The 12090-nt window shown below is 73.4% G+C and carries 7 protein-coding genes; 1 reads left to right on the top strand and 6 read right to left on the bottom strand.

Features of this window, described 5'->3' with window-relative positions; translation table 11 throughout:
- Positions 1 to 35 precede the first annotated feature (35 nt).
- From VT50_RS20200 to dusB, 5 genes are all read right to left on the bottom strand, one after another.
- Positions 36 to 3569, bottom strand: coding sequence for an SAV_2336 N-terminal domain-related protein (locus VT50_RS20200; protein WP_046086747.1), 3534 nt, complete (start codon positions 3567 to 3569; stop codon positions 36 to 38).
- Positions 3566 to 4528, bottom strand: a complete 963-nt coding sequence (locus tag VT50_RS20195) for an AAA family ATPase (protein ID WP_046086748.1) — start codon at positions 4526 to 4528, stop codon at positions 3566 to 3568. Before VT50_RS20195 ends, VT50_RS20200 begins: the two co-directional genes overlap by 4 nt.
- A 15-nt stretch (positions 4529 to 4543) precedes the next feature.
- A complete protein-coding gene (locus VT50_RS20190; protein ID WP_046086749.1) occupies positions 4544 to 6742 on the bottom strand; it encodes a VMAP-C domain-containing protein in 2199 nt (732 codons plus the stop codon).
- Entirely contained in the window at positions 6739 to 8064 is a 1326-nt protein-coding gene (locus VT50_RS20185) for a lipase family protein (protein ID WP_046086795.1), read from the bottom strand. The genes VT50_RS20190 and VT50_RS20185 overlap by 4 nt, the downstream gene beginning before the upstream one ends.
- A gap of 94 nt (positions 8065 to 8158) precedes the next feature.
- Positions 8159 to 9370 (bottom strand): tRNA dihydrouridine synthase DusB, encoded by a 1212-nt coding sequence (dusB, locus tag VT50_RS20180; protein WP_046086796.1) that lies wholly within the window; start codon positions 9368 to 9370, stop codon positions 8159 to 8161.
- Between the two features lie 211 nt (positions 9371 to 9581).
- Here dusB and VT50_RS20175 point away from each other — a divergent pair, with 211 nt between their 5' ends.
- Positions 9582 to 11072 carry an MFS transporter gene (locus tag VT50_RS20175; RefSeq protein ID WP_046086750.1) on the top strand — a complete coding sequence of 497 codons (1491 nt, stop codon included), beginning with the start codon at positions 9582 to 9584 and terminating at the stop codon, positions 11070 to 11072.
- Between the two features lie 59 nt (positions 11073 to 11131).
- On the opposite strand, the gene VT50_RS20170 is transcribed toward VT50_RS20175, so the two are convergent.
- Complete coding sequence (locus VT50_RS20170) at positions 11132 to 12079, bottom strand: helix-turn-helix transcriptional regulator (protein WP_420822207.1); 948 nt, start codon at positions 12077 to 12079, stop codon at positions 11132 to 11134.
- Positions 12080 to 12090: the final 11 nt, after the last annotated feature.

Below are 12090 nucleotides of genomic sequence, written 5' to 3'. Positions count from 1 at the left end.
CGACCACCTTTCAGGACGCCATGTCAGGAGGTCTGTCAGGACGCCTGGCCGTCCCCGAGGCCCCGCAGCCCGGCAAGGGCCTCGCGGGTCTTCACCGTGCAGTTGTGCTCATCGCCCAGGACGCGCTCGCTGATCTCGAGCACATCCCGCCATTCGGCCTCCGCGTCCTCGATGCGGCCGAGGCCCTTGAGGGTGACGCCGAGGTTGTGGCGGGTCCAGAGGGTGTTGGCGTGCTCCGGGCCCACCACGCGGAGCCGCCCCTCGATCGTCGCCCGGATCTCCCGCTCGGCCTCCGCGAACCGGCCGAGCCTGTTGAGTACGTACCCCCAGCTGTGCCGCGCCGCCAGCGTCGGCTTGGCCTCGGCGCCCAGGACCCGGACGCGCCCCTCGACCACCCGGCGGAACTCCGCCTCTGACTCCTCGTAGCGCTCCTGATCGCGCAGCAGCACCGCCAGGTTCAGACGGGTCGTCAGCGCGTTCGGCGCGTCCAGGCCCAGGACCCGGGCCTCCGCCTCCACGACCACGCGGTACTCGGCCTCGGCCTCCTCCCGGCGCCCCAGGCTGGCCAGGGCCCTGGCCCGGCCGCCCCGGGCCATCAGGCTCGACTGCGTATCCGGTCCGAGGACGCGCAGCGAGTCGGCAAGCAGCTCGGTGTACTCCGCCAGCGCCTCCTCGTGGAGCCCCGCCAGCCGCATGCTGGTCGCCAGGCAGTAGCGCGTGCTCAGGACGTTGGCATGGTCCTCCCCGAACACGGGGATCTGCTGCTCGAGGAGTGCGCGGTAGATCGGCCGCGCCTCGTCGTACCGCTGCTGGTCCTCCAGGACGAACGCGCGCAGCCGCTGGGCGACGAGCGAGTCGTCGTGCCACTTCCCGAGCGTGCCGACCGTCTCCTCCACCAGCGTGTCGAGTTCGGCCTCCGCCTCGGCGTACCGGCTCAGTGCGCGCAGCCGGTGAACGCGGTTGCGGCGGGCACGGCGGATCCGCCAGTTCCACGGCTTCAGGCCCGCGGAGGTCCGCTCGACCAGCTCCCGCCACAGCGCCTCGGCCTCCTCGTTGCGCTGTCTGGTGTCCAGGATCTCGCCGAGGGCGTACTCCGCCGTCAGCAGCGCGTCGCCCAGCTCCGACTCCGCCGGGCGGCAGTCCTCGACCGCCGACCTCAGCTCGGCCTCGGCCCCGTCGTACAGCCCGAACCTGCGCACCGCGGCGGCCAGCCAGACCCGCGCGGTCACGGTGCTGACATGCGCGGGGCCGTCCAGCTCGCGGCGTCCCGCGGCCACGGCACGGAACTCCCGCGCGGCCTCCTCCACGCGCGCGAGGTCCAGGAGCACCCGCCCGTAGACCTGGCGCCGGGACAGGACCTCCGACCGATGGTCGCCGCTCTCCCGCCGGCCCCACGCGTCGAGCAGCGTGCGGGACTCCTCCGCCGCCGCCTCCAGCCGCCCGGCGTCGTACAGCAGGTCCACGAGGTAGCTGCGGGCGAAGAGGGTGTAGTCGTGCTCCTCGCCGTGCACCCGCGCCGAGACCGCGACCACCGCCCGGAGCTCGCGCTCCGCCTCCTCGTGCTCCCCGAGCTTGTTCAGGGTGAGCGCCAAGTGCCCACGGAGATTGCGGGATTCGAGGTCTTCGGCGGTCCTCAGCCCCGCGATCTGCTCCCGCGCCGCATCCTTCAGCACATCGGCGTGGGCCCCCCACCCGGCCCTGACGAGCTCATGGGCCAGGCTGGGCAGGAACCGCACGCCCCACCAGCCGGATTCCTCGTTCCGCTCATCGGCGTTGTCCAGCACCTGGTCGACCTGGTAGCGCACCCCCCTCGGCAGTCCGTCATCCGCCGCGAACCGCCGCACCAGCTCGATCATCAGCGGCTGGACCCGCTCGGAGGTGTAGGACCGGGGCGGGACCTCACCCGCCGGGGACGGGGTGGCCGGGTCGGGCGGCTGCCGTACGGGCTCCTCGCGCTCCGGCGGCCCGTCCGCCGCCGCGTCCTCCTCCGCCGCGTCCGCCACCAGTCCGAGCCGCGCCAGCAGCTCCGGGGACGCCGCCGCGAACGGACGGGCCTCCTCGGCGACGCGGGAGTCCCCGTGGTCGCCCGAGAGCCGGGCGCGGAACTCGGGGCCGCTGCCCTGGCGGTGCAGCAGGAACTCGGTGACCTGCGCCGCCGTCTCCAGCGCGTCCGACGTCCGTACCGCGTCCAGCAGCAGATCCGCGACGCCGGGGCGGAACTCGTACTCCTCCGCGCTCCCCGCCCGGCTGCGCAGCAGCCCGCCCAGGAACACCTCGGCCAGCTGCGCCGGGTGGAAGCGCTCCGCACGGCCCGCGCCCGCCTGGTGGACCAGCCGCATCACCGGCAGCGTCAGCGGATGGACCGTGGCCAGCGCCCCGGCCAGCCGCTGGGCCTCGGGCGAGGCCGCGCCCCGGAAGCGGCGCAGCCGCTCCTCGGCGGTCGGCTCAGGGACATGGGCCGTGACCCGCGCGGCCACCGGCTTCTCGGCGCCGTCCAGCAGCATCACCGGCAGCGGCTCGCCGCCGCCACCGGTACCGGTGAGCGCCGCCCAGGTGCCCAGCTCGCCCTCGGCCAGCTCCAGCACGGGCACCGGTGTCGCGCCGTCGTACGACACCAGGCCGCGCGGCAGCACCGGATGGCGCACCGACAGCGCGCGGCCCGGCGCGCCCTCCCGGCCGCCCGCGTCGACCAGCAGCCGCTGGGTGGGCATACCGCGCTCCGGCCACATCCGCGCGGGCAGCGGCTGGAGCACCGCCACCGGCGAGTGGCGGGCCCAGCGGCGCAGCAGCCGCGGAATCGCGCCACCGCGCCACCCAGGGCCCACCCCGTCCGAGAGGACCAGCATCACGGTGCGGCCGGAGGTGTCGGTGAGCTGGCGCGCGGTGCGGCGCGGGGCGCCCGGGGCGTACGGGCGCGCCCTGAGCACCGGCCGGTCCTCGTCGGCGCTGTCCAGGCCGTAGGTCCGCACCGAACGGAAGGTGCCCTGCCGCTCCAGCAGTCCGCGCACCTCGGCGGCGAGCTGCTGCCACAGCACCATCGACGGGCCGTCGTCCACGATGAGCGCGACGCTCAGCCAGCGCTCCGGGCGGGGGCGCAGCACCACGTCGGGGAGCCCGGTCTCGGCGATCCACTCGGCGGTGGCGGTCTCGTCCACGCGGAAGGAGGTACGGGACGGCACGCTGCGCCGCAGCGGCCGCAGCGCGCGGGACAGCCGGCGCGTCCCGGGGAGCGCCCGGACGCCACGCACGCCGACGGCGCGGGCCGGGCGGGCCATGGCCGGGCGGGCGGTGCCGGGGGCGTAGAGCCCGGCGGGGACGAGGGGTCCCGGCTCGGGGTCGCCGGCGCCGTGCGCCCCGGGGGGCTGCCGCTGGGCGCCCTTGGTCTCGTCCTCGCCGTCCGCCGCGCCGGAGACGGGTGCGGCCGGGCGCCGGGACGGCGGCGGCTCGTCGCCGTCCCCTTCGCCGCGCGCCGGGGCAGTGGTGGCGGCGAACCACAGGACATCGCGGAGCTCCACCTCGGAGAGGTCGACCCCGGCGTCCTCCAGCAGGGCGCACAGCCGCTCGATCATTGCGCGTCGACTTCGTTCAGCGAGCGGAAGAGCTTGTCGAGGACGTCCTGGTCGACCCGCACCCCGGAGGAGCGCAGCCGGACCGCGTTGAGCAATTGGTCGGTGGCCAGCTCCCGTTCGTTGCGCCGGGACACGAAGTCGGCGATCAGCTCCTGGGCCCGTGCGCCGACCTCCTCGCCCAGGTGCATGGTGACGATCTGCTTCAGCTGCGCCTCGTCGGGCTGCTTGAGGTCGAGCCGGACGCAGCGGCGCAGAAACGCCGGGGGGAACTCGCGCTCGCCGTTGCTGGTGATGACGACGACGGGGAAGACCCGGCAGCTGACCCAGCCGCTGGTGATCCCGACCTTCTCCCGGGAGCCCGCGTACTGCACCCGGACCTCCCTCCCCTCCCCCAGGCGGGCCAGCTCCGGAATCTCGAACTCGCCCTCCTCGAAGACCGTGAGGAGGTCATTGGGCAGGTCGACATCGCCCTTGTCGAGCTCGTCCACGAGCAGGACGCGCGGGGTGCGGGCCGGGAGGAGCGCGGTGCCGAGCGGGCCGAGCCGCAGGTAGTCGCCGATGTCCGGCTCGGTTCCCGCGGCCTCGTCGGCGCGCCGCTTGAGGGAGGCTTCGCGCAGCCTGCCCACCGCGTCGTACGAGTAAAGGCCCTCGGTGAGCGTGGAGCGGCTGTTGACCGGCCAGTGCAGCACCTCGCCCAGCGTCAGCTCGCGGGCGATGGCGTGGGCCAGGGTCGACTTGCCGGTGCCCGGGCGGCCGGTGACCAGCAGCGGGCGGTGGAGGTGCAGCGCCATGTTGACGACGTCGCGGTCCTCGTCGGAGATCAGATACGGCAGCGGCCGCTCCTTGTCCCGGCGCCGCGCGTCCTCGCCGAACCGCCGCCAGGGCGGGGCGGCGGGCCAGGTCTCCACCGTGTGGGGCCGGGTGTCGCCGCCCTGGAAGAGCCTCCAGTCCTGTGTCATCTTCTGTGTCTCTCCTCAGGGTGCGGACAGGTCGAGCGGGTCGGGGAGCGGGCGGTGCGGATCGTCCCACAGGAGCGCCATATGGCTGCCGTGGTGGCTCTTGTAGGGGTCGCCGTCGGACCGGAGCTCACGCAGCCGCTGGGGAAGGGAGCGCAGCGGCCGCTCCGCACCGAGCAGCTCGCGTATCTCGTCCTCCGCTATGGCCGGTTCCGCCTCGCCGTGCCAGATGAGGACGGGCACCCCGCCGAACAGACAGGCGTTGAAGAGGTCCGCACGGGCCCGTACGGGGGTGGTCGTCACCGCGCCCGGTGTGTCCATGGACTGCTGGACCACGCGGTACACCTCGCCGCAGTCCATATGGCCCGGCAGCCAGCGCAGCTCCTGGGTGCCCGCGGTGCCGACCCGGTTCCAGCGGCGCTTCCACAGTTCGTGCCGCTGGGGTTCGCGGAATTCGGTGCAGCGCATGACGACCGGGTAGTCCGTGCCCAGATGGCGCTTGACGGGCCGGTCGAACTGCCACTGGTGCACGGCCAGTTCGAGGTCGGTGGCGGAGACGAAGAACTCCAGCAGGGTGTCCGGCGCGTAGGTCTGGGCGCTCAGCAGGGCCTCGAGGCCGCCCTGTATCTCGTCCAGGGAGGCGGGGGTGTCCACCTTGGCCAGGGCGTGGACGTCGTCGCCGCGCCGCGTCCACACCTCGTATCCGCGCCGCTGTCCGGGCCCGCTGGACGGGTGGAGCCGGATCTGGACCCGCTGGTCCTCGGCGAGCCCGGCCGCCTTGATCGCCTCGGCGTACTCGGTGGCCTCGCCGCGCCGCTCCATCAGCTGGCCCGTCAGCCCCAGCCGTTCGGCGCACCGCAGTGACCAGGCGCGCAGCTCGGCGGCGACCGGGCCGCCGTCCACGGCCGCGAAGCGCTCCACGACCCTGAGCAGCTGGGGAAGCCGGTCCGGCTTGGGCAGCAGCTCCTCCAGCGCGTCGGCGAGCCGGGCCGGATCGTGGAACGGCAGCTCGACGAGGCCGAACAGCGCCCGGGCCGCCTCGGCGAGGTCGCACCGCCCCCGCTGCCCCAGCCGCTCCAGCAGCCCGGCCAGCTCGGCGTACTCGGCGCGGGTCAGCCACTGGCTCTGGAGCACATGGCACGCCTTGCGGATCTCCGCGCGGACCGGGGCCCGGGCGCTGAGCTCCGCGAGGAGGGTGACGGTGCCGTGGGGGTTCTCCAACGCCCAGTCGACCAACTCCTCCGGCGAGGGAGGCGTCGTGGTGGGCGGGTCGGTGGTGAACTGCTCGCAGAGCCCGACGACGGCCTCCGCCGCGCGGCCGGGCCGCTCCCCCAGCAGCGCGCCGACCGCGTGGATCAGCTTGCCGCGCTCCCGCCGCTGCTGGTCGTCCAGCGGTGAAGGGGGCGGGCCGAGCGGGATGTCCCCGCCATTCCCGTACCCCCTGCTGATGTGCACGGTCGGGAACTGCCGCAGGCCCTCCTCCCGGCCCAGCCGCACGAACTCGTCCTGGACGCCCTGCCACACCCGGTCGAGGTCCGGTGCCACGCCACCGGCGGAGGCCGCTTCGAGCTGCCGTAACAGCACGGAGGTGAACAGGCCCGCGCCCTCCTGGTTCTTGGACACCGCCCCGGGCTGGCAGGCGCGCATCCAGTAGATCTCGCGGGCCTTGTTGACCTCCGGCTTCCTGGTGAGCTCGTCCGGGTCGGCGACCATCATGTGGGTGTGGAGCGGAAGGGCCCGCCAGCAGGCGTCGATGATCACGGTGACCCGGTCCACGCCCCGCTTCGGCAGGTGCTCGGTGCGCAGCAGCGTCATCAGGTTCAGCGCGTCCAGACCTCGCATGTCCCGGTCCCGCGTCTCCGGGTACAGCAGGCTCCAGCGGCCTCCCGGGGCCTGTACGCCGTGGCCCGCCCAGTAGATCCACAGCCGGTCCGCGTCGAGGGACCGCAGCTCCTCCTGGAAGACCTCACGGATGGTGGGGCCGTCCGCCGGGCGGTGGTCGCGGTCCGCCACCTCCACGGCGGCCTTGTTCCCCTCCGAGGGCGAGGCCAGCAGCCGGATGTTCTCCGGCGGCACGCCGAGCCCGGTCAGCCAGGTCCGCATCGCGAGCGCGTCGTTCACCGGACCGTCGAGGGTCCAGCCGTCACTGCCGCGGTACTGCTCGACCGCCACGATCACGGCGTGGGTGCGGCGCCAGTCGTCCCCCACTGCTGTCACTTCGGCAGCTCCGGGGCCAGCAGGTCGTACAGCCGCTGGTGGGCGAAGTACGAGGTGTGGGCGCGCGGGAAGGGCTGGCGGGTGTTGACGCGCAGATCGGTGACCCGGCCGGGGAAGACCTTCTCCCCGACGAAGCCGAGCAGATCCTGCTCGTCGTAGACGTTGATCCAGCGGGGGAAGGCGGCGGGCAGCGGTTCGTCGCGGCGCAGCGCGGTGAGCGCGTCCAGCTCGTAGAGGAACGGCGCCTGGGAGCCGACCGTCACCAGCAGCTCCACCCCGGCGGGCGGATCGGGCTCGGCGAGCAGATCGACACAGGCGATGCCGCCGAGGCTGTGGGCGAGCAGCACTACGGGGCCGTCCCCCGACTCGGTCGCGTCGCGTACCGCCGCCCGGATCGCGGCGCGCACCCCGGCGCCGCGCACCTGGTAGCGGAGGATGTCGCCGCTGGCCGGGACGGAGCCCTTGGTGATCCCGCCGCGGAAGGTGCGGGCCAGTGAAGACAGCGGCGAGAGGTAGGAGTTGAGCGCCCGTACGGCGACCCCCTTCGCGGCACCGGCGACGAATCCGCTCCGGTCGGTGCCGCCCAGCCGCTCGGTGAGCGCGCCGACGACCGCGTCGCGGTCGGCGCCGTCCACCGCGAGCGGGTCATCGTCGCGGTAAGGGCCCTCGGCGCGCTGGACGGCCAGGGCGTACACGGCGCGGGCCGCGATGGGCTCGATGCCGTCGGCGGGCGAGGTGCCGCCCAGGCTGCCGGAGATCTCGTCGGCCACGCGGTCGGCGGCCTCGTCGAGGTGGGGCGCGAGATCCGCGATCAGCCGCGGCAGGCCGCCACCGGGCTGCCCGGCCGCGGGCGCCGCCGACCCGGGCGCCAACTCGGGCTTCCCCGCCTCGGGCGCCACCGACGCCGCGGACGCCGCGGACCTGGGCGCCACCGACTCCAGCGTCAGGGCGCGGACCTTGTCGGCGATGGTCTCCCAGGGGTCGACACGGCCGGGCACGAAGCCCGTCTCCTCATCGTCGTCGCGCACCGCCTGCGCGAACTCCCGCAGCTCCGCGAGCGGATCCACCTCCAGCAGCGCCCATACGGCCAGCGGATCGTCCTCGTCCAGCAGGCCGTCATCGCCGGCGCCGCGGTTCTTCGTGCGCACTGGGAGCGACGCCCCGCCGAGCCCCAGCGAGGCCCCGTGCTCCTCGCCCCAGAAGCAGCGGGCGACCCGGATATCGGCTCTCACCCGCCCCAGGCCGCTCACGACCCGCGCGAGGCTCTTCTCGTACGACTTGGCCCGGACCCCCGTGCCGTGGACGAAGACGACGCTTGTCACCGATCCCCCCAGATCGTCCAGATCCCACCGCGACCACGAACCCATCACTTTAACCGGTGATGCCCGCATGGGACCCGGGACCACCGAGTCCGGTTCAGCCGCCCGAGGTGTCGAGTTCGGCCTCCGCGGCGACGCCCGCGCAGTCGTACGGGTCGTCCAGCCAGCCGTCGGGCAGCACCACGCGGTTGCGGCCGGAGGTGCGGCCGCGGGGGCCGTCGGCGCCGGGTGGCCACTCCTGGTCCAGGTCCAGCTCGGCCAGCAGGGCGTCCAGCTCGGCGAGGGACGAGGTGATCGCCAGCCGCTTGCGCATCTCGGATCCCACCGAGAAGCCCTTGGTGTACCAGGCGACGTGCTTACGGAAGTCGATCACGCCGCGTTCCTCGTCCTCCAGCCACTCGGCCAGCAGCTCGGCGTGGCGGCGCATCACGGCCGCGACCTCCTTGAGGGTCGGCCGCGCGTACCCGGACGCTACGGGACCGGACACCGGCGCGCCGGGGCCGGGCCGCGACGCTGCGGCGCCCGGTTCGAACGCGGCCACCAGGTCGCCGAAGAGCCAGGGCCGCCCCAGACAGCCGCGCCCCACGACCACGCCGTCACAACCCGTCTCGCGCATCATCCGGACCGCGTCGTCGGCGGACCAGATGTCGCCGTTGCCCAGCACCGGGATCTCGGGGACGGCCTCCTTCAGGCGGGCGATCGCCTCCCAGTCGGCGGTGCCGCCGTAGTGCTGGGCCGCGGTGCGGCCGTGCAGGGCGATCGCGGTCACGCCCTCCTCGACCGCGATCCGGCCCGCGTCGAGGTAGGTGATGTGGTCGTCGTCGATGCCCTTGCGCATCTTCATGGTCACCGGCAGCGGGCCCGCCGCGGTCACGGCCTCGCGCAGGATCGAGCGCAGCAGACGCCGCTTGTACGGGAGCGCCGAGCCGCCGCCTTTACGGGTCACCTTGGGCACCGGGCAGCCGAAGTTGAGGTCGATGTGGTCGGCGAGGTCCTCGTCCACGATCATCTGGACGGCCTTGCCGACGGTCACCGGGTCCACTCCGTACAGCTGGATGGAGCGCGGCTTCTCGGTGCCGTCGAAATGGATCAGCCGCATCGTCTTGGCGTCCCGCTCCACCAGCGCCCTGGTGGTGATCATCTCGCTGACGAACAGCCCGCGCCCACCGGAGAACTCCCTGCACAGGGTGCGGAACGGAGCGTTGGTGATCCCCGCCATCGGTGCCAGAACGACCGGCGGCTGGACGGTGTGGGGTCCGATCCGCAGCGGCGTCCGCTCCGTGGGCGGCGTCTGCGGCGATTGCGTCATGGGATCAGCTTCCTCGTGCGTACTACGGTGGGAGGGCGGGGCCGATCTCTCATTGTCCCGCACCCGCGGGGAGGATCCGTCCCGCACCCGCGGGAAGGATCCGTACCGCACCCGCGCGGGATCCGTATCCCGCGCCCGCGAGAGGGACCGGAGGGGGATGGACAGGGCGGTGATGGCCGCCGCACCGACGGTATCGATGTAGCGTTCAACCATGCGTGAGCTCAGCCATCGGCGGCGCATGCTTGTGCTGGCGATTTGCTGCATGAGCCTGCTGCTCGTCAGTCTCGACAACACGGTTCTCAATGTCGCTCTGCCCTCGATACGGAGTGATCTGCACGCCTCCGTCTCCGGGATGCAGTGGACGATCGACGCCTACACCCTGGTCCTCGCCGCGCTGCTGATGCTCTCGGGGTCGACGGCCGACCGGGTGGGACGCAAGCGCACCTTCCAGACCGGGCTGGTGATCTTCACCCTCGGATCGGGGCTGTGCAGCCTCGCGCCCAATCTGGAAGCGCTGGTGATCTTCCGCATGGTGCAGGCGATCGGCGGTTCGATGCTCAACCCCGTCGCCATGTCGATCATCACCAATGTCTTCACCGAGCCCAGGGAGCGGGCCCGCGCCATCGGGGTCTGGGGCGGGGTCGTCGGCATCAGCATGGCGGCCGGGCCGATCGTGGGCGGGCTGCTGGTGGAGTCCGTCGGCTGGCGCTCGATCTTCTGGATAAACCTTCCGGTCGGGCTCGCGGCGCTGTTGCTCACCGCGCGTTACGTCCCCGAGTCGCGTGCGCCCAGGCCGCGCCGGGCCGACCCGGTCGGCCAGTTGCTGGTCATCGCGGTGCTTGGCACCCTCACGTACGCGATCATCGAGGCGCCGGACCGCGGCTGGGACTCGCCGCTGATCGCGACCTGTGCGGGGATCGCCGCCCTGGGGCTGCTCACGCTGATCCACTATGAGCGGCGGCGTGCGGACCCGCTGATCGATGTGCGGTTCTTCCACAGCGCGCCGTTCAGCGGGGCGACGGTCGTCGCGGTGTGCGCCTTCGCGGCGCTCGGCGGCTACCTCTTCATGAACACGCTCTACCTCCAGGACGTGCGCGGGCTCAACGCGCTGCACGCCGGGCTGTGGATGCTGCCCATGGCGTTCATGTGCTTCGTCTGCGCACCGCTGTCCGGGCGGCTGGTGGGCGCCCGCGGGCCACGGCCGTCGATGCTGGTGGCCGGAGTGGCCATAACGGCCAGCGGGGTCCTGTTCGCCCTCTTCGACGCGCAGGCCACGGATGTGGGGCTGCTGATCGGCTATGTGCTGTTCGGCCTCGGCTTCGGCATGGTCAACGCGCCCATCACCAATACGGCCGTCTCCGGGATGCCCCGCTCCCAGGCCGGGGTCGCCGCGGCCGTCGCCTCCACCAGCCGCCAGGTGGGCCAGTCGCTCGGCGTCGCGGTCATCGGCGCGGTGCTGGCCGCGGGCGCCGCGTCGGCGGCGGCGGGCCGGATGGGACACGCCGCCTCGCCCGCGGCCGCCGCGGCCTTCGTGGACGCGGCCCGCCCCGCGTGGTGGATCATCGCGGCGTGCGGTGCGGTCATCCTGCTGCTGGGTCTGGTGACCACGGGCCGCTGGGCCGAGCGGACGACCCGGCACGCGGCCGCGCTCTTCGAGGAGGGCGCGCCGACGGGTCAGACGTCGGCGAACGCGAAGGCGTGAGGGACGGCGCGAAGGCGAACGCCAGCCGCGGGCCGTCCCCCACCCCGCCGCCCCGTGCGTCAGACCGCCGCCGGGGCGGCATCCGCGGGCTCCGCCGTCGCCGCCTCCTCCGCGAGCGCCAGCGCATACAGCCGCTCCAACCGCTCCTGCGTCTCCACGTCCGCCGGGGTGTACGTGAGCAGCTTGGAGCCCTGCTGGGGGCCGGTCCACAGGCTGGTGGAGGCCAGCCGGAGGATGCCCACCCGCGACTGGCGGTAGACCTTGATCTTGTCGCCGGGCCGGACCACCTCATGCCGCGCCCAGATCTCCCGGAACTCCGGCGACGCGTCCTCCAGCCGCTTCACCATCGCCTTCCAGGCGGGCTCCGCCACATGCTCGGCCATGACGGCGCGGAACTTGGCCGCCATGATCCGGATCGTCTCGTCCCGGTCCACCAGGCTCGAACGCCACTCGTCATTGGTGAAGGCCAGCCACAGGCAGTTGCGGTCCTCCGGCGCCACCTGGTCCAGGTCGCACATCAGCAGCCGGTAGCTGCGGTTGTAGGCGAGCAGGTCGAAGCGGCTGTTCTGGACACACGCGGGGAACGGTTCCAGCCGCTCCAGCATCAGCTGCAGCGCCTGCGGAACGCCCGTGCACTCGCTCGCCGGAGTCGGGTCGATGGTCCCGGCGAGCGCGAAGAGATGGCTGCGCTCGCTGCGGTCCAGGAGCAGCGCCCGGGCGATGGCGTCGAGGACCTGCGCCGAGACGTGGATGTCGCGGGCCTGCTCCAGCCACGTGTACCAGGTCACGCCGACGGTCGAGAGCTGCGCGACCTCCTCGCGGCGCAGCCCGGGGGTGCGCCGGCGGCGACCCCGGACCAGCCCCACCTGCTCGGGCGTGATCCGCTCCCGCCGACTGCGCAGGAACGCGGCCAGCTCGCCCCGCCGTATCTCGGCCCCCGCACTCCTGCTCTCGGCCGCGGCACCGGCCGTCGCCCCCGCTGTCGCGTCCCGCACCATCGTGGTCATGGCTCCAGGGT

Source organism: Streptomyces antioxidans, assembly GCF_000968685.2.
Classification (GTDB): Bacteria; Actinomycetota; Actinomycetes; order Streptomycetales; family Streptomycetaceae; genus Streptomyces; species Streptomyces antioxidans.
This window is presented reverse-complemented; position numbering and strand designations above follow the sequence as displayed.

Excerpts from the sequence above, each read along its gene's own strand:
- VT50_RS20195 (WP_046086748.1), bottom strand. The coding sequence starts at position 4,528 with ATGACACAGGACTGGAGGCTCTTCCAGGGCGGCGACACCCGGCCCCAC.
- VT50_RS20170 (WP_420822207.1), bottom strand. The coding sequence starts at position 12,079 with ATGACCACGATGGTGCGGGACGCGACAGCGGGGGCGACGGCCGGTGCC.
- dusB (WP_046086796.1), bottom strand. The coding sequence starts at position 9,370 with ATGACGCAATCGCCGCAGACGCCGCCCACGGAGCGGACGCCGCTGCGG.
- VT50_RS20175 (WP_046086750.1), top strand. The coding sequence starts at position 9,582 with ATGCGTGAGCTCAGCCATCGGCGGCGCATGCTTGTGCTGGCGATTTGC.
- VT50_RS20200 (WP_046086747.1), bottom strand. The coding sequence starts at position 3,569 with ATGATCGAGCGGCTGTGCGCCCTGCTGGAGGACGCCGGGGTCGACCTC.